This is a genomic window from Edaphocola flava, assembly GCF_004118155.1.
In the GTDB taxonomy this organism is placed as follows: Bacteria; Bacteroidota; Bacteroidia; order Chitinophagales; family Chitinophagaceae; genus Edaphocola; species Edaphocola flava.
On the sequence record NZ_SAIQ01000001.1, the window covers coordinates 1,163,162 to 1,182,494 of the forward strand.

Consider the following 19,333-nt stretch of genomic DNA (forward strand, 5'->3'; position numbering starts at 1 on the left):
TCTATCTGATAATTTAAATTTCTTTTTTTCTTTTTTTGTCAAATACATCAGCTTCTCTGCGCTCTTTAGACGGCGGAAAGATAAAGTCTGCCGGGTATCGACGGAAATAGCGTACAATATAACGCAGCACTATAGGCACTTTCGTAATGGATACGCTGCGCGACTTAAGGGCCACGAAGAATGCCAGGCTAAAGCTGACGGCGAAGTTGAAAAAACCTATGCCGATTACGCCTATTGTGGTCCATATCCAGTCATAGGCGCTCACCTGGTTATCCAGTCCCGCTACGCCAAAGCCGAAATAGGCCGTAGAGATGGTGATATGCCGGATGTCAAAAGGAATGCCGAAAAAACTGCCGATCAGGCTGGCGTAGCCCAGCATAAAACCAAGGCATATGTTTCCGATAATGCCTCCGAGATTGCGGGACACGTAGTCTCCCAGCCGTTTCAGCCGCTGTGAGGGGAAATATTTTTTCAGCTGCGGATGCTCTGTAATACGATTGGCTACACTGCTGTACGCCGCTTTATTGTCAAAAAAACCGGTAATCAGCCCGCTGATAAACAATGCTATACCCGTGATGCTGGCGTAAAACCAGGCCAGGCTTTTTAATGGATTCTGATCCCGCATGGCCTGCACCGATTCCTCAGCAGTATGCAATAAATGATCGCCGGTCAGGTAACTCCAGCCTACTGCAATGAGGTAAGACATCGGAAACACGACAATAAGGTTACCTGCAAATGAGGCAAACTGGCTGCGCCATACTTTGGCAAAGGTCATGGCCAAACCCCGGAAGGAGATGTCGCCTTTGTTTTTCTTAGAGTCGAGCCCGCTGGCCATCGCACTGGCGGTCATGGTAGGCTGCTTGGTTGCCAGGGATGCTCCCGTTACAAAAAGGGTTACAAATGCAATAGCATAATTAAGCCCATAGCAGAAATACTGCCAGAACAGCGGCATTTTGATCATATGCAGCAAAGCCTTTACCAAAGCGGCGAAGGCAATAATAAAACCACCGGCTACCGCGCTGTAGAAGAAGTCTACATATTCTTTACGTGTTGTGGTAATATAATGTTCTCCCGATTCACTTTTATGTTCGGCGATCTGGTAGGCCAGCATCTCTATGTTTCGGGTATACAGCAATCCTATGCTGTTTCTGGTATTGACCCCAAATATGATACCCTTAAACATGATAACCGTGTGCTCCCATGCGGTCTCTGAAAGATATTCCGGTGTAAGGAAGCGTACAATGACGCGCATACGGTTCAGCAATTGGGCTGTACGTAGCAATACATAAGATTGTTTCAGGCTGGTGCCGTTGCGGATGGTGTTTTTACGGATCTGTTCAATGATCTGCTCACAGTGTATAATCTGCTCCCGGATATTTTCCGCGGCAAGTATAATCGTATTGGGAGAGGTGCTGTTATCATTCAGCAGCTCGATAAAGTTCTGAACACTCCTGTTTTGTTCCAGGAATGGCGGCGTTTCCTGTTTTGTGGCTTTGGTATAATGTCTGAACTCGTCTTCCAGTCCCAGGTAAGAGATCTTTACAGAAATGGTGGCCAGGGCATTATTCAGCTGTCTGCGTATAGGTAAAGAAATTTCTTGTGCAGATACCTGTATTAATTTAAAGAATGCAGTCCATTCTTCATTCCCGATGGCATTGACCCACTCAAAGTCATCCTTTTTATTAAATGTTTTTTCCAGTAGATAATTAAAGGAGCGCTTCTCCGGTACCGGCGGCAGGATCCGGTGCCTTAACTGTTTGGTCAGTTCTTCGGTAAAGGAATTACTGTTCAGCAGGCCGACTTTTACAAAAAGTGTTTCGATCTCCCGATGATGGACCAGAAAGAGAAACATTTGCTGCAGGCCATTGCGGAATGCGGCATCATGCTTTAATGTTTCTACAAGCACTTTCAGATTTGTATTAGGCAATTGCTGCTTACGCGGGCGTATAAAGCCGAACAGTTGTATAAACAGATCTCCGTACCGGTTGCTGTCGGTATTGGTCCTGATCTCTTTTACAATATGATCAATTGTAATCAGGTCGCGTTTATGTTTCCATTTTGTGCGGAGTTGTCTTATCATTTTGTCGTCAGTAGCTGCCGACCTCAACGATGGTATCGTATTAGCCGATCTGCAGCGTTTCTTTCAAATGTTTTAAATACAGTGTAGCACAAGCCATGGCATCTGATAAAGCATCGTGGTGATTCAGCGGTATTGCATATTGATTACACAGAGCTTTCAGATTGGTTTTGTAAATTTTGTAAGTACACTTTGTCTGAAACGGAGGAATAACCATTTCATAAAAGGCAAGTGTTTTCTTCAGACAGGAAGCATCAAATAATGCATTGTGTGCGACAACCGTCTGATTGGTAATGAAGGGCTCGATCAGGTGCCATACCTGGTCAAATTTAGGTGCATGAGCTGTTTTGCGCCGATCAATACCATGTACACGGGAGTTACCCCAATGGTAATAATTGTCCGGTGGTTGCACCAGTTGATTTACAGTATGCGTAACTATTCCGTTCTCTACACGTACCAGTCCGATCTGGCAAATACTGTGGTAAGCGCCATGTGCCGTTTCGAAATCAATAGCTGTAAAGGAAGGAATTGTACTCATAAAGTGCAAATATATAATTATGCGTACAATATTTCTGCCGGATATTTGGGGATATTAAAGTTTTTGTACCTTTGCACATCTAAATTACTTTAATACATTTTAAATATTTTCTATTAATGGACATCTTTGCTAAGATAAAGAAAGATAGAGGCCCAATCGGTCAATATCAGGACCTGGCTCATGAATATTTTGCATTTCCTAAACTGGAAGGAGAGATCGGGAGCAGAATGAAGTTTAACGGGAAGGAAAAAATCGTTTGGAGTCTGAATAACTATTTGGGCTTAGCAAATCATCCTGAAATCAGAAAAGCGGATGCCGATGCCACTGCAGAATATGGTCTGGCTTACCCTATGGGTGCCCGTATGATGAGTGGTAACTCTAATAACCATGATCAGCTGGAAAAAGAATTTGCACAGCATGTAGGTAAAGAAGATGCTATGCTGCTGAACTTTGGCTACCAGGGTATGGTGTCTGCAATTGATACTATCGTATCCCGTCATGACGTAATCGTATATGATGCAGAAAGCCACGCATGTATCCTGGATGGTCTGCGTCTGCACCCGGGTATGCGTTATAAATTTAACCATAATGATGTAGCTGATTGTGAAAAACAGTTACAGCGTGCGACTAAATTTATCGAAGGTACTCCAGGTGGTATCTTAGTGATTACTGAAGGTGTATTCGGTATGAACGGTAACCAGGGTAAAGTAAAAGAACTTGTAGCACTGAAAGAAAAATATGACTTCCGTCTGTTTGTAGATGATGCACATGGTTTCGGTACTATGGGTAAAACCGGTGGTGGTATTGGTGAAGAGCAGGATTGTACCGATGGTATCGACCTGTATTTCTCCACTTTTGCAAAATCACTGGCCGGAGTAGGTGGTTTCATTGCTGCTGATAAAGACGTACTGTATTTCCTGCGCTACAATATGCGTTCACAGATCTTCGCTAAATCATTACCTATGGCAATGGTTGTTGGTGGTCTGAAACGTATGGAGCTGATCAGAACCATGCCGGAACTGAGAGAAAAGCTGTGGGATAATGTAAATAAATTACAACAAGGCTTAAAAGAAAGAGGATTCAACATTGGCACAACCAATACACCGGTAACACCTGTGTACATGGAAGGTGAATTGCATCCTGCACTGCAGATGATCGTAGACCTCAGAGAGAACTACAATATCTTCTGTTCAGTAGTAGTATACCCTGTAATTCCTAAAGGACAAATCATCCTGCGCCTGATCCCTACAGCGGTGCATACCGATGATGATATCAAACAAACGTTAGAGGCATTCTCTATTGTAAGTGAGAAACTGAAGAATGGTGAGTACCCCGATGTGTTTCCAGATATCAAAGATCTGATGGTACATAAAACAGATACTCAGGTTGGGTAATTATATAAGATATAAAGAAGCGGCTACTGATTCAGTAGCCGCTTCTTTATGCTATCCTAAATCCCGTAAATATTTATACTACGTCACAGCTTGTCGTATGCTCTGCTTATTTTGCCCGCAAAATCAAGTAGAATACTATGGAGCGGATCAGGGAAAAACTAAGCATACTGGCCGATGCGGCTAAGTATGATGTGAGTTGCAGTTCCAGTGGCAGCAAGCGAAAAAACACAGATAAGGGGATCGGAGATGCCTCAAATGGAATTTGTCATACCTACACAGAGGATGGACGCTGTGTATCCTTGCTTAAGATTCTACTGACGAACTATTGTATATATGATTGTGCCTTTTGTGTATCGCGCAGCAGCAATGATATTAAAAGAGCGGCCTTTACCGTCGATGAAGTAGTAGAACTGACGATGAACTTCTATCGCAGAAACTACATAGAAGGACTGTTCCTGAGTTCGGGTATTTTTAAAAATGCCGATTATACAATGGAGCGATTGCTGAAAATCGTAAAAAAGCTGCGCACAGAAGAGCGCTATAATGGGTATATACACCTGAAAACAATACCTGGCGCCAGCGAGGAGCTCATCAATGAAGCTGGTCTTTACGTAGATCGGATGAGTATCAACCTGGAAATGCCCACGGAAGAAGGACTGAAAAAGGTGGCACCGGAGAAAAGCCATGAGGCCGTAAAGCGCCCTTTGGGAATTGTACAAAACAAAATACAACAGTTCCGCGAAGAACGAAAGCTGATAAAGCATGTGCCCCGGTTTGTGCCAGCCGGACAAAGCACACAAATGGTAATTGGTGCGACACCTGAAAACGATATGCAGATCATGCATACCGCATCGGCCTATTACAAAAACTTTTCCCTTAAGCGGGTTTATTATAGCGGCTATATTCCTATTCGCACGGATGATGTGTTGCCAGTGGTACAGCCTCCGTTGATGCGGGAGCATCGTTTGTACCAGACCGATTGGTTGCTGCGCTTTTATGGTTTTAATGTGCATGAGTTGCTGAACGAAAAGCATCCGGACCTGGATATGCAGGTAGATCCGAAGCTGATGTGGGCTCTACGCAATATGCACTGCTTCCCGGTAGACATTAATACCGCTGATTTTCAGAGCCTCCTGAGGGTACCTGGCATAGGCCGCCAGTCCGTACAGAAAATACTCGAAGCCCGGAAGTTTGGCCGGCTCAGGATCGATCAGCTGCGCAAACTTGGCATTGCCTATAACCGTGCACAGTACTTTATTGTCTGTGCAGATACGCCTGTTGGGCTAGGATCGCTACAGGAGCACCAGGTTAGATCCCGTATACTGAGCCTGGGCAAAAGCAAATATGCCCCTGCATTTTCCACTCAGCTAAGCCTATTCTGATGATCTACCTGTTTGATAAAAGCTTCGAAGGATTGTTGTCTGCAGTATTTGACCGGTTTGAATACAGGCATGATGTTTCCCGTTTGCTTCCTGCAGATCAGGCGCAACAGGTTTTATTTGAAGAGACACATACCGTATACAGCAGCAGTGCAAAATCGGAAAGAGTATGGAAAGGCATACAAGCTAAGGCTGATGCGGCCTGGCAACGGATCATATATTGTGCTTTTCTGTCAGAGCTCACGGAAGTGCACCATACTTTATTTATGGTGCTTGTGCGCTTATTTGCAGGCCAGGTAAATCTGAAGAATTTCGGAGATGCAACAGTACTATTGCTTTCCCAGACGGCAAAGAAAGTTGAGCGGGAGAAGCACCGTATGAAAGCCTTTATCCGGTTTGAGAAGAGTGAAGATGGGATGTACTTTGCCAGGATAGCGCCTGATTTTAATGTCATACCTCTGATCATTACTTTTTTTAAAAATCGCTACGCAGATCAACCCTGGATTATATATGATCAGAAACGGTTATATGGCGTGCTGTATGATACCGACCAGGTGCATCATATCCGCAAATTGCCGGAGGATTTGTCAGATCATATGTTGCCGGATAAGCCTGTACAAATGGATGAGGACGAAACACTTTATGCCACGCTGTGGAGAGACTATTTTAAAAGTACTAATATAGAAGCCCGCAAAAATCCGAAATTGCATCGGCAACATGTCCCTAAGCGGTACTGGCACCTGCTTACAGAAAAAAAGATCATATGGGAGTAGTTTGCACCATCAGGTATTAATATATTGAAATTCTCTTAATGTTATATACGTAAAATTTCCGATTCTAAAAAATATTTTTTGGTTATATATTTAAACAAAATTTTCAACAATAAATTTTAAGTATTAAAAAATTATATTGAATATTAATAAGTTATAAATATATATTGAAAACCTATGTTCTGCCCTATTGTTTAGAATGTTTAGTTTTTATAGTTTTGGCTTTGACTTCAACTCGACTAACCTTTCAAAATATTTTTAATATGAACGTAAAAGAATCCACTTCTGCTATGGTCACTTATACACAAGAAGAAGCTTTCGAAGCCAGTTTGGCCTATTTCAAAGGTGACGATCTTGCTGCACGTGTGTGGCTCAATAAATATGCATTAAAAGACTCTTACGGGAATCTTTATGAGAAATCTCCGGCTGATATGCACCGTCGTATTGCTTCGGAGATTGCCCGTATTGAAGCAAATTATACCAATCCGATGAGTGAAGATGAGGTATATGATCTTATTAAAGATTTTAAATACATCATTCCTCAGGGTAGCCCTATGACCGGTATTGGTAATCCGTACCAGATCGCTTCCTTATCTAACTGTTTCGTAATCGGTAACAATGGGAATTCCGATTCTTACGGCGGTATTATGAAAGTAGATCAGGAGCAGGTGCAGCTGATGAAACGCCGTGGTGGTGTAGGTCATGACCTGTCCCACATCCGTCCTAAAGGCTCTCCGGTTAAGAACTCAGCACTGACCTCAACCGGTCTGGTTCCGTTTATGGAGCGTTTCTCCAATTCTACCCGTGAGGTAGCGCAGGATGGCCGCCGTGGAGCACTGATGCTTTCTGTATCCATCAAACATCCGGATTCTGAAGCATTTATCGATGCTAAAATGGAGCAGGGCAAAGTAACCGGTGCCAATGTTTCGGTAAGAATTACTGATGACTTCATGAAAGCCGTAGAAGCCGGAACGGTTTATCGTCAGCAATACCCTATCGACAGTGAAAACCCGGTATTTACAAAAGATGTAAATGCCCGTGATCTGTGGAAAAAAATTGTACATAATGCGTGGCGCTCGGCAGAGCCGGGTATCTTATTCTGGGATACTATTATCCGTGAATCGGTACCGGATACCTATGCAGACCTGGGTTATAAGACATTATCTACCAACCCTTGCGGAGAAATTCCTTTATGTGCATATGACTCCTGTCGTCTCCTGGCCATCAACCTGTATTCCTATGTAGAAAACCCATTCACTCCGGAAGCGAAATTTGACTGGGATCTGTTTAAGAAACACATCCATGCTGCACAGCGTATGATGGATGATATCATCGACCTGGAACTGGAAAAAGTTGCCGTGATCCAGCAAAAAATCGATGAAGATCCGGAAGATGCAGAGATCAAACGTATTGAGCGTAAGCTTTGGGACAATATCTATCATAAAGCACAGGAAGGCCGTCGTACCGGTATCGGTATCACTGCAGAAGGCGATATGCTGGCTGCATTAGGCATCCGCTACGGTAGCGAAGAAGGTATTGCTTTCTCTACAGAAGTACATAAAATCGTTGCCCTGGAAGCATACCGCAGCTCGGTGTACACCGCAAAAGAACGCGGAGCCTTCCCGATCTTCGATGTGGAAAGAGAAAAAAATAATCCGTTTATCAACCGTCTGAAAGAAGCTGATCCTGAACTGTATTTTGAAATGACAGAATATGGTCGCAGAAATATTGCCTTACTGACTATCGCTCCTACCGGCACCACCAGCCTGATGTCTCAGACCACCAGCGGTATTGAGCCTGTATTCCTGCCAGTGTACAAGCGCCGCAGAAAAGTGAATCCGAATGATAAAGATGTGCGTGTAGATTTTGTGGATGAATTAGGTGATAGCTGGGAAGAATATATTGTATTCCACCACAACTTTAAAAAATGGATGGAAATAAGCGGACATGATATCAGTAAAAATTACACACAGGAAGAGCTGAATGAACTGGTAGAGCAATCTCCATACTTCAAAGCCACTTCAAATGATGTGGATTATCATGCCAAAGTACGTATGCAGGGCGCGATACAGCAATGGGTAGACCATAGCATCAGCGTAACCATCAATATGCCGAACGATGTAACAGAAGACCTGGTTGGTGAGCTGTACATGGAAGCATGGAAGAGCGGTTGTAAAGGTGTTACCGTATACCGTGATGGTAGCCGCAGCGGTGTATTGATTGCTGCTGATGATAAGAAGAAAGAATCGAATAATAATGAGATAAGTGATGACCCGGATGAAAGTGCAGATGCCCGCATCTTCCCGACCACACGTCCGGAAACGCTGGATGCCGACGTAGTGCGCTTCCAGAATAATCGCGAGAAATGGATTGCCTTCATTGGTCTGATCGATGGTAAACCTTACGAAATCTTTACCGGTCTGTCTGATGATGATGATGGTATCCTGATCCCTAGATGGGTAAATGAAGGCCTGATCATTAAAAACAAGGATGAAGACGGTAATACCCGTTATGACTTCCAGTTCCAGAATCAGAGAGGATACAAAACCACCATCGAAGGCCTTTCACATAAATTTGACCCGGAATACTGGAACTATGCTAAGCTGATCTCCGGTACCTTACGTCATGGCATGCCTATCGAAAGAGTGGTAGACCTGATCAACGGGCTGCAATTAGATGACAATATCAACACATGGAAGAACGGTGTGGCCAGAGCGCTGAAGCGTTATATCGCGGATGGCGTAACGGCACAAAAAGCCAAATGTTCTAACTGTGGTGGAAATAATTTACAGTATCAGGAAGGTTGCCTGACCTGTAAAGACTGTGGCAGCTCCAAATGCGGATAAGCCCATAGTGATTTGAATATTAACACAAAAGGATCGGGTCTGCATTTGCAGACCCGATCCTTTTTATATTTTGCAGGAACATTTTTATGATAATGTAGCCAGGGCTGTTTTGATTCTTTGTACTGCTTCGCTGATCTGCTCCATTGATGCTGCATAAGAAAAACGAATACACTGATCGTTGCCGAAAGCTGCACCGCTTACCCCGCTTACATGAGCAACATTGAGCAGGAATAAAGCAAAATCATCAGCATTGTTTACCTCATTGCCCTGCGCATCTTTCTTGCCAAAATAATAAGAAATATCCGGGAATGCATAGAATGCTCCTTCCGGAACCAATGTTTTGAAACCTTCTATTTTATTCAACTCTGCAATAAAGAAATCTCTTCTTTCATGGAAGGCTTTCACCATTTCCATAGAAGGCGTGTTATCCGATAAAAGAGCCGTCACTGCAGCCTTCTGTGCGATAGAGTTGGTGCCGGAAGTAAAGGACCCCTGTATTTTCTCACAGGCTTTTATCATAGCTACCGGAGCGGCAATATACCCCAGTCTCCAGCCTGTCATTGCAAATCCTTTTGCAAAACCATTGACCAGTACTACTTGTTCCCTGATTGCTTCAAACTGGGCAATGCTTTCATGCTTACCTACATAATTAATGTATTCATAGATCTCATCGCTAACGATAGTGATGTTGGGATATTTTTTGAATACCTCAACCAGACCTGCTAATTCTTCTTTGGAATATACAGCGCCGGATGGATTACACGGAGAAGAGAAAATAAACAAACGGGTTTTCTCTGTAATAGCCGCTTCCAGCTTGGCCGGAGTAATTTTAAAATGATCTTCTATACCGCAGGATACGAACTTGCATACACCTTGCGCCATTTCTACCAGTGCCGAATAAGTAACCCAGTAAGGAGTAGGAATTACTGCTTCATCACCGGCATTGATGGTAGCCAGTATCACATTGGCCAGAGATTGCTTGGCACCCGTTGATACTAAAGTTTGTTCCGGAGTATACTCCAGGTTATTATCTCTTTTCAGTTTATGACATACTGCTGCTCTCAGGTCAGCAAAACCCGCTACTGGTGTGTATTTGGTAAAGCCATCGTCTAATGCCTTCTTTGCCGCATCTTTGATATGTTGCGGTGTGTCGAAATCAGGTTCTCCCAGACTCAGATTAATTACATTAACCCCTTTTGCCGCCAGTTCGCGACCCAGCTTGGCCATGAGTAAAGTTTGTGGTTCGGAAAATCGGTCGACGAATGAAGAAATCTGCATCATCTTAGTTTTTTTGGTTTGGAAAGAAACAAAGGTAACAGAAATAGCACATAATAGTAGCCTGAAAAACAGAATATTCTACTACTTTTTCATTCAGGCAATTAGGGTTAAATTTGCTCCCGTATTCAATAAACAATTATAGATGAAACCTTCAATTCCTCAGGGCACGCGTGATTTTTCGCCTGCTGATGTGCGGCGTCGCCAGTACATACTCAATACCATCAAATCGGTATTTGAAGTGTACGGGTTTCAGCCATTGGAAACTCCTTCTATGGAAAACCTGAACACCCTTATGGGTAAGTATGGCGAAGAGGGAGACCGACTGATCTTTAAAATCCTGAACAACGGATTACATGAAAAGAAAGATCAGGCTAAACTGCATGAGGAATGGGATAAAATACTGAGTAAGCCCTACAGCTCTACAACCGTTACGGAACGTGCTTTACGCTACGATCTGACCATACCATTTGCCCGTTATGTGGTGATGCACCAGAATGACCTGGCCTTCCCGTTTAAGCGATATCAGATGCAACCTGTATGGCGCGCAGATCGCCCGCAAAGAGGCCGCTACCGTGAGTTCTGGCAATGTGATGCCGATGTGGTGGGCAGCAATTCCCTGCTGAACGAAGCAGAGTTGCTGTGTATTTACCAGGATGCATTTCACCGCCTGAATGTACCGGGTATACAAGTGAAAATCAATAGCCGTAAAGTATTGGCAGGACTTGCAGAATGCTGCGGTGCTGCGGAGCAACTGACCGACATTACAGTCGCCATCGATAAGCTGGACAAGATCGGCTGGGATGGTGTGGCCAAAGAGCTAACCGAACGTGGGCTGGAAGCGGATAAAGTAAGCTATATCCAAAACTATCTGAACATTTCGGGAAGTACAGAAGAGCGCCTTGTAGCTATGGAAACATTGCTTAAGGATAGTGCAACTGCACAGCAAGGCATAGCAGAACTGCGTACTACACTGAAATATATGGCACAGCTGGAGCGCAGTGAGTGGACCAGCGAAGTGCTGGTAGACTTTACCCTGGCGCGTGGCCTGAACTACTATACCGGTGTGATTGTAGAAGTGGGTACTACTGCTGTAAAAATGGGCAGCATTGGTGGCGGTGGCCGTTACGATGACCTTACCGGTTTGTTCGGATTAAAAGGCCTGTCCGGTGTAGGTGTATCTTTCGGTATCGATCGTATCTATGATGTAATGACAGAGCTGAATCTATTCCCAGAAGATGTAGATGTAACCACCCGCATCCTGTTTGTAAACATAGAGCCGGAGGCTGAGACCACTATACTGTCTTACCTGTCCCATTTAAGAGGTCTGGGTATTTCTGCAGAGTTATACAGCGATGCTGCTAAATTTGATAAACAGATGAAGTATGCCGATAAGCGTCAGATTCCTTATGTAGGTATCGTAGGTAGTACAGAACTGGCTCAAAAGGTGATCAATCTGAAAAATATGACTACAGGTGAGCAACAGCAGCTCTCTATTGAGCAGTTGTCCGAACATTTAGTATAATCTACTTTGTGGCTACTTCCATCAAGATAGTCATTCACTTTATATCAAAAAAGCAGCGGCAATTAGCCGCTGCTTTTTTGATTGTTATTAGATACTGCTTATTGTTTGGTAAACTGTTTTTTACTGCTGCTGCCATCTTCATATACGGCTTCAAGGATATAAGTACTTCCGGCTAGCCTGCTCAGGTCTATTGCAGAGGTGCCGTTTGCAGTAAGCACTTTACGTCCGTAGAGGTCATAAATGTATACCGTACTTATGTTTTGTTTTCCGTTACTCAGGTACAGTGTATTCGTTGCCGGTACAGGGTACAATAGCAGATCTGTAGTATTGCTGCTGAGCATTACCTGAACGATGTTGCTATATCGGTGCGCAGCATCCTGGTCTATCATGTTCAGTCTATAGTAATTAATACCCTGCGCCGGATTGTTCTGCGTATAACTGTACTCGTAGGTATTGCGTGTCTGTGCCATAGACTGTGCCTGCTGACGATCCAGTTCCTGCCAGTTTCTGGCATCTGTACTATACTCCAGCACATACATTTTTACGCCCTCTTCTTTTGTGGTTTTCCACTGAACAGCTACAGTACCGTCTTTCCGTGCTGCTTTAAAGGACATCAGATCCAGTGGTAAAGGATTTACCGTAAAGGCTTTGGCCAGATCACCACGCAGGTTGCCACCGCTGGTAGGAACATTGCTCATCGTCATATTCGTTAATGCTCCTGTACTCAGGTTTACCCCTGCATAATCGCCGGTCGTGAATAAGCTGTACAAGCTGCCTCCCGGGTCGAACATAATACCCGCTGTTTCCTGCCCTGGTGCCGTATTCACAGTACTGCCTACCGGAGCTACACTGGATACCCCGCTGGCCGGAGCATTAAATACCACAGGACGCCCTACTGTTGTACCACCTTGCGGGTAGGAAATATAGGCATAAACCAGTCCGTTTGAAGGGTTGATATCGATGTCCTGTATACCGCCGTCTGCATTGAATATGTTGGGATAGCTGCTGTTGATCTGGTCCAGGAAGCTTTGCAGTGCTGCTGTAAGGACAGGATTGCTGAAATCCAGCTGGTAATAGCCAGAAAGGCCTGCAACAGTTGTACCTGGGGTTGGGCTCAGACCGGCTACGTTATTGAGCCAGCACAGGTATCCTTTAATATCTGCCGTCGTTAGGTTAGGGGGCAATCCCGTACTCTGTGCTGCTGCTAGTTTTGCCACACCTGTAGGAGTAAAGCCATAGGTCGTATAATAGTATGCCCCGTTATAGATTGTACCCGCAGAAAAGTTTACATATTCCAGCGTTTGTGTGCCCGGAGTAGGAAGTAAACCCATATCCTGGTATTGCCCGTTGGCACCTATACGGTACAGGCTTACACCCATGCTGTTACCGATAGTATTATCAGTACCCACCCAGGTAGCACCGTATAAGAGACTATCTGTAGCATTCAACCCGATCCCGTTCACATTATAGGGGAGGGTAAATGGTGCGCTGAGGGTAAATGCAGAAGATGACGGATTAGTAGAAGTGCCGATATAATAAGTCTTCGCTGCGGTATTGTCTCCTGCTTTTGACAAGGAAACATAAGTGTTAGGAAGGAACTTGGTCAGGGCTGCATGAGCCTGAAACGTCATTAAGGATACTGTAGCACACATAAGTGCTTTAGTTGAGATTTTACACATAATGTATTGATTTTAGAAGGGCCTAAAATAGCAGTATACATGCGTGTTACGGGCTAAAAATTGGTTAACAGGAAATCGTTATGATATCATATTTATATATATTTTTTAACGATTGGTGGCTATGTTTCTACAAATATGTTATTAAGTTCTATATAAAAATTTATTCAATTTATCTGTACCGACAATAAAAAAATCCCCGAAAACCGACAGTTTATTGTCCGGCTTTCGGGGATTTCAAGAAAAATAGTCTTATTTATGGTTTACCTGGTAGCGTAGCCAGTTCAGGATTTCGTTCATCGCTTTAGGTGAAAAAGTCTGCTCTATTGTAGCGTATTCAGATGGTGCACCGGTGTTTGCCTCCTGGAATAAGTGATTCAGGCCGGGTAGTTCCAGTATAGATACTTTTTCATTTTTACTCTGCTGCATAGCCTCTTTAAGCGCTTCAGCATTGGCTTTTGCCGGAACCTGTACATCTTTTTCTCCGTACAATGCCAGTACCGGGCATTGCACCTTCGCAATATCCTTTGCCGGATTGTATTTAAGGAAAAAGCGTATCCAGGGATTATTTAACTCAGAAACATAATTGCGTACGGTCGCATCCTGGCTTATGCGCTGTGCAGAATCGTTTGTGGGCTGCAGTTTGAGGGCTACCTTAAGGTAAGCACTTAACTCTTTGTCCGCTTCTTCTTCTGATTTGCTGCGCACCACAATATCATACAGTGCACTGTTGATGCGGTTAGCCTCCTCAGCCTGTGCTTCAGGCATACCTTCTGCAGCTGCAATGGCTTTTTGCTGTTGCAATAATAATTCCGAGCCTGGCATCGCTGGTCCCGCCAGCATAACTATGAAACCAATATTCGCCGATTGAGCAGCCAGCATCGGTGCTATGGCCCCTCCCTCACTATGACCAATCAGGCCAATCTGCTTTTTATTGATCTCTTTTCGCTTACTCAGGTATTGTACAGCAGCCAGTGCATCATCTGCAAAATCGCGGCTGGTGGCTGCTTTGAAGTCACCACCGGATGCGGCCGTTCCCCGATCATCATAGCGCAGTACAGCAAAGCCGTTACGGGTCAGAAAATCGGCCAGCACCAGGAATGGTTTATGGCCTAAGATCGTTTCATCCCTATCCTGCGGTCCGCTGCCACTGATCAGTACTACAGCCGGATAAGTGCCCTTCTGTGATGGCATAGACAATGTTCCTGCCAGCTTAATGCCCGCTTGTTTGTTTTCGAAGGTTATCTCTTCTGTATAATACGGATATGGTGTTTTAGGTGTTTGCAGTTTTGTTTTGGTCAGTGTTTTATCCCGCTCCAGGTCTAAGGGTATTGACTGGCCGCGTTGGGTAAATGTGCCGGAGAACTTATCTCCGCCTTCATTCAGGGTACCCTTGTATTCCATCATAATAGCCGGGATAGATAACTGCAGCACCCCTTGTTCAAAAGCGATTTTGCTAACTGGTATACCCCTGGCGCCCTGGTCGGGACTGTCCATAGAAGCCGTGTAGCCGGTATCCGTCTTTTTAATATTGAGCACAAGATCCAGTGCAATATTCTGAATCTTTAAAGTGCCCGCCCAGGATCCGGAGATATCCTGGCAAAAGGATGGTATGGTGCACAGGAGAAAAAACAAGCATGCTGCGGTCGTGCGCAAGTGTCTGGTCATATAAAAATCAATTAAAGAAATAACGTGTGATGGTCAATAATCGTACAAAGATATCAGATCAAAAATAAAGCCACTCTCCTGAACAGGAGAATGGCGTAAAAACTATTTATGAGCAGAAAAAATTAATGATGATCATTCCACCATCCGTCTTCTTTCCAGTTGAAGGAGAATGGCATGATAACCAGTGATAATGTAAATGCATTTTTACCGGTCAGCTGGCTGTTGCTCTGTAAGCCAGGTATATTGAACAGATTATTTCCTTTTTCGTAGAATGGAATGTTACCAAAAGCGTACTGTGCTCTTAATTTGAATACAATACCCGCTTTCAGCCCTACTTCACCCTTAATAAATGGGGTAATGCCCGTGCCGAATCCGCCACTGCCGTAATCTACAGTCATGTTCAGTGAAGGGTGAACGCCTGCACCAAAGGTACCCGTCCAGCGACTGTATTTTTCCAGGGTAGCCTCGCCTCCGAATTTCAGATCAAGACTCACCGGAAGTGCCATTTGTACAGATACTGCAGAGAATCCGAACATCGGATCGCTGTAAGTAACACCGTTTACATTTCCGTTCTCGTCTGTGGTAAAGCCACTGAATTCAGGCACTTTATAATCCCACATGTAAGCGTTGTATGCATAATCGATGCCTAAGGCCAGCAAAGTATGTCCGCCAAGACGTGCCATTGGTATATAAGTACCGGCAAAGCCGCCATAACCAAATTTACTGTTTACATTCTGGCTGATATCCCGTGTAAATTCTTTTCCTGATCCACCGTCTTTAATGGTTTCAGTACTTTGATAGGTAGCATTAGCCATTGAGTAAGAGTATCCTATTTCCCAGCGTTTCAGAAAGTTAGGTAAGCCGTTGCCCGCTTGAGCTTCAGCACATCCGGCAAGCAGGATAGCTGAGGCTATTGCCGTCTTAAGCATAGTAAATTTCATTGTTGTTTAATTTATATACTGGAAAAGTAATAATTTTTTCGATAAAAATTAACAAAATCAATATATTTTGTAAGGAAAAAGTTAATCTTTCTTTTTAAGGTAGTCTGTGAAGTTATTTCCCTGGTTTTTTTCCTTGCTGAAATGAGTATTAAAGTCTGAAGATTTGTTTTTAGGAATAGACAATGATTTCCATTCTTTACTCAGCATTTTACCCAGGAATACGATTTGACCAACATGATAAGCATAATGGGCGATCTGCCGTTGAATGGCTTCCATGACACTATGCGCCTGGCTGCGTATATATACGGTCTTGTTCAGGTCCGCATCGGTAAGTGTATTTAAGGTATCCAGCAGCACTTTCCAGCCCTCGCTCCATTGCTGCATTATGCTGTCAGGGTTATGGTCTGCAGCCTCAAATTCACTATCGCGGTTTCTCCATTCCTTTTCTCCGTCGGTAGTAAGAAAGTCGGTCCAGCGGGATAGCATATTGCCATGCAGATGCTGTATGATCAGCGCTATACTATTGCTGTCCTCGTTCGCCTGCCAGAATAATTGTTCGGGATCGATCTGTTGAACTGTTTTTTCTCCCAGGGTTTTATAATACTCAAAAAGCACAATACTGTTTTTCAGAAAAGACGTTTCCATATCTATATTAATTTAAAAAGGCCCTTCCGGTTAAGGAAGAGCCTGAGTTTAAAAATGCTTTACATCCTGATTGGATTACAGGTGTTGCTGAATTTTTTTCTCAAAAGCAGATCTAGGAGCGGCACCAACTTGTTTGTCCACTACTTCTCCGTTTTTGATATACAGAATGCATGGAATGCTGGTTACTCCATACTCTACAGACAGATTAGGGTTTTCGTCTACGTTAACTTTACCCACGTTTACTCTGCCTTCAAATTCAGTAGCCAGAGCGTCAATAGTAGGTCCTAAAGCCAGACATGGACCACACCATGGAGCCCAGAAATCCACAACGGTAAGTTTGTCGGATTTTAATACTTCTTGTTCGAAGTTAGCATCATTATATACTGCTGCCATTATTAAGAATTTTACTTATTTAAATGATTGGACAAAGATAAGGGGCATATTCCGGAATAAAAAATAGAGGATGATAATACGTTTATCATCCTCCGCTATATTATAAAAATATTATGATTATGTTTAGAATTTGAACCCTAAAGTAAGTGCAACAATATTGCGGTTTGTTTTAGTAGCGGCAACATCCGGAGCAACACCACTTACCACATAAGCATTCTCTTTATAAGAAGAAGTGCTGTACAGGTAAGTCAGGTCCAGGAAAGCACTGCTGCCGAAACGGTAACCAAGGCCCAGGGAATAGTCTGTGCGGTTGCTGCCCAGATCGCTGTATTTACTGCTATACGGGTTGCCATACATCGCAAAACCGGCTCTTACAGAGAATGGTGAAGTTACTCTGTATTCGGCACCCACTCTTACATTGGAGGCACCGCGATACAATTGATTGATGGAATTGTTTACATCAATCTGGTAATCTGTATTGCCATTGAAGCGGTAGGACATAGTCTGGTAAGGCACATATTCGTAATCGGCAGTAATAAACCCTTTATTACCGAAAAATCCGGTAGCACTTAGTACACCTCTCCATGGCGTTCTTAAGGTATATTCGTATTGATAGATATTTTGTGGTACTACGGTACGATTGCCTGCACCATCTTCAACATTAGCTACGATATTATAATCTGCATAGTCGGTAAGAGAGATCCATGTTGGGGTATGAATAGCTGCACCAATCCGGAAAGCCTTATCAGGGGCGAAGATCATCCCGAATTTACCGTTTACACCCACACCTGTGGTTTGCAGGTCTTCCCTGAACGTGAATCGGTCAAATCCGTTACTGTTAATACCGGTAGCATCAGCTTCCATGAAATCAGTGATGCGCTTAAAGCGGTATGAAGTTATGCCCAGCGTACCACCGATCATAAACTTATCTTCATAATTTGCACCCAGGCTGAAGGTATATTCATTAACGGCACCCTTGCTGCTGGAGGTTTTCATCTGATCTAAGCGTCCGCCCTGCTCAATGACATTGCGGTATGGAACTGATTTCAGGTTATTGTCCAGGAGGTAAGACTGGTAGCCCAGGTAACCATAAGGGCCTGCGGCCTCTTCTACTCCATTCAGTTGTGCCGCTTCGGCAAATACCTCAGAGAAAGAACTATTACCGTTCATGCCTCTGTAGGTTACATTATTATTGAAATCGGCCAGTTTATTAAAGCCGATTGCGAAAGTTACTCCTTTCCAGCCGCTCTTATTGCGACTGTTATTGAATACCAGGCTGGCATTACTCAGCTTCAGTGCTGTGCGTTCGTCAGTTGTATTTTCTCCCAGGTAGCTGCTGGAGTTATTGTTCATTCTCAGCGAAGGAGTAATCGTAAATTCACTTTGTCTGTATACACCTAATCCAGCCGGGTTAACACTGGCAGCAGAATAGTCTGCGCCTAAAGAGCCTGCAGCACCACCAATCGCCAGTGAGCGGGCGGTAGTTCCGGTTGTCAGCATTCCATATCGAAGAGCATCATCTGCAGTCTGTGCAAAAACAGCAGAACCAATCAGTGCAAAAGCACCGGCAATCATTGCGGTTTTGGTAATAAGATTCATAAAGATCATGATTTTATAGGGTGTAAAAATACAATGTTTATCTGTGGTGTATTTCAGATGTCGCGTATAGGACTACAATTTTAGCAAATGGTTTAAACTTATACAAAGAAACCCCATAAAAATAAACAGCGCACGGAAGAACTCCGTGCGCTGTTTAAATGACTTTATATCAGGCTTTTTTATCTTGTTCCGGTTTGTCTTCATCTTTCTGGGTTGCTTTATCCCATGCATCTTCTGCTTTATCTTTCAGGTCGCCGGCCATATCTTTTGTCTTATCCCAGGCTTCCTCCGCCTTGTCTTTTGCAGCGTCCAGCAGGTCTTCTGCTTTGTCACGTGCCTGTTCTGCAGCATCTTTAGTTGCTTCCCATGCATCAGAAGCTTTGTTTTTTAATTTATCCCAAAGGTTTTCTTCTTTAGGGGCATCCTGTTTATTCAGTTCTTCAGACATAATTTATTTTTTTAAGAGGTTAAAGATTATATGGTAGTAAAGTTAATGCATTGATTGCATCTGGTGCAGGCAGCGGTATAATTTAACATTAGCATCATTCCTGTCTTTTCCCGTAACCAACGGGTCATGTTTTTTTGTACTTTTGTATACATTTTTACA

15 protein-coding genes are annotated in these 19,333 nt (G+C 43.7%); 5 read left to right on the plus strand and 10 right to left on the minus strand.

Features of this window, described 5'->3' with window-relative positions; translation table 11 throughout:
• Positions 1–13 precede the first annotated feature (13 nt).
• Positions 14–2,080: a formate/nitrite transporter family protein gene (locus EMP01_RS04995; RefSeq protein WP_129020368.1), complete on the minus strand. Its 2,067-nt coding sequence runs from the start codon at positions 2,078–2,080 to the stop codon at positions 14–16.
• A 40-nt stretch (positions 2,081–2,120) separates the two neighbouring features.
• Positions 2,121–2,615 (minus strand): 3'-5' exonuclease, encoded by a 495-nt coding sequence (locus EMP01_RS05000; protein WP_129020369.1) that lies wholly within the window; start codon positions 2,613–2,615, stop codon positions 2,121–2,123.
• Between the two features lie 116 nt (positions 2,616–2,731).
• On the opposite strand from EMP01_RS05000, the gene EMP01_RS05005 reads away from it, so the two are divergent.
• From EMP01_RS05005 to EMP01_RS05020, 4 genes are all read left to right on the plus strand, one after another.
• On the plus strand, positions 2,732–4,009 hold the full coding sequence (locus EMP01_RS05005) for an aminotransferase class I/II-fold pyridoxal phosphate-dependent enzyme (protein ID WP_129020370.1): 1,278 nt from the start codon (positions 2,732–2,734) through the stop codon (positions 4,007–4,009).
• A gap of 137 nt (positions 4,010–4,146) precedes the next feature.
• On the plus strand, positions 4,147–5,391 hold the full coding sequence (locus EMP01_RS05010) for a putative DNA modification/repair radical SAM protein (protein WP_129020371.1): 1,245 nt from the start codon (positions 4,147–4,149) through the stop codon (positions 5,389–5,391).
• Positions 5,391–6,161: a TIGR03915 family putative DNA repair protein gene (locus EMP01_RS05015; RefSeq protein ID WP_129020372.1), complete on the plus strand. Its 771-nt coding sequence runs from the start codon at positions 5,391–5,393 to the stop codon at positions 6,159–6,161. The genes EMP01_RS05010 and EMP01_RS05015 overlap by 1 nt, the downstream gene beginning before the upstream one ends.
• 260 nt (positions 6,162–6,421) lie before the next feature.
• Positions 6,422–9,004 carry an adenosylcobalamin-dependent ribonucleoside-diphosphate reductase gene (locus EMP01_RS05020; RefSeq protein ID WP_129020373.1) on the plus strand — a complete coding sequence of 861 codons (2,583 nt, stop codon included), beginning with the start codon at positions 6,422–6,424 and terminating at the stop codon, positions 9,002–9,004.
• 84 nt (positions 9,005–9,088) lie between these two features.
• Here EMP01_RS05020 and EMP01_RS05025 read toward each other — a convergent pair whose 3' ends face one another.
• Complete coding sequence (locus EMP01_RS05025; RefSeq protein WP_317125593.1) at positions 9,089–10,285, minus strand: pyridoxal phosphate-dependent aminotransferase; 1,197 nt, start codon at positions 10,283–10,285, stop codon at positions 9,089–9,091.
• 139 nt (positions 10,286–10,424) lie between these two features.
• On the opposite strand from EMP01_RS05025, the gene hisS reads away from it, so the two are divergent.
• Complete coding sequence (hisS, locus tag EMP01_RS05030; protein WP_129020374.1) at positions 10,425–11,804, plus strand: histidine--tRNA ligase; 1,380 nt, start codon at positions 10,425–10,427, stop codon at positions 11,802–11,804.
• Between the two features lie 98 nt (positions 11,805–11,902).
• Here hisS and EMP01_RS05035 read toward each other — a convergent pair whose 3' ends face one another.
• From EMP01_RS05035 to EMP01_RS05065, 7 genes are all read right to left on the minus strand, one after another.
• A complete protein-coding gene (locus tag EMP01_RS05035; RefSeq protein WP_129020375.1) occupies positions 11,903–13,483 on the minus strand; it encodes a T9SS type A sorting domain-containing protein in 1,581 nt (526 codons plus the stop codon).
• Positions 13,484–13,732: 249 nt separating this feature from the next.
• Positions 13,733–15,148, minus strand: coding sequence for an alpha/beta hydrolase family protein (locus EMP01_RS05040; protein ID WP_129020376.1), 1,416 nt, complete (start codon positions 15,146–15,148; stop codon positions 13,733–13,735).
• A 122-nt stretch (positions 15,149–15,270) separates the two neighbouring features.
• On the minus strand, positions 15,271–16,089 hold the full coding sequence (locus EMP01_RS05045) for a hypothetical protein (RefSeq protein ID WP_129020377.1): 819 nt from the start codon (positions 16,087–16,089) through the stop codon (positions 15,271–15,273).
• An 81-nt stretch (positions 16,090–16,170) separates the two neighbouring features.
• Positions 16,171–16,734, minus strand: coding sequence for a DUF1572 family protein (locus EMP01_RS05050; protein ID WP_129020378.1), 564 nt, complete (start codon positions 16,732–16,734; stop codon positions 16,171–16,173).
• Positions 16,735–16,809: 75 nt separating this feature from the next.
• Positions 16,810–17,127 carry a thioredoxin gene (gene trxA / locus EMP01_RS05055; RefSeq protein ID WP_129020379.1) on the minus strand — a complete coding sequence of 106 codons (318 nt, stop codon included), beginning with the start codon at positions 17,125–17,127 and terminating at the stop codon, positions 16,810–16,812.
• A 123-nt stretch (positions 17,128–17,250) separates the two neighbouring features.
• Positions 17,251–18,726, minus strand: a complete 1,476-nt coding sequence (locus tag EMP01_RS05060; RefSeq protein ID WP_161971222.1) for an OmpP1/FadL family transporter — start codon at positions 18,724–18,726, stop codon at positions 17,251–17,253.
• 169 nt (positions 18,727–18,895) lie between these two features.
• Complete coding sequence (locus tag EMP01_RS05065) at positions 18,896–19,174, minus strand: YtxH domain-containing protein (protein ID WP_129020381.1); 279 nt, start codon at positions 19,172–19,174, stop codon at positions 18,896–18,898.
• Positions 19,175–19,333 lie beyond the last annotated feature (159 nt).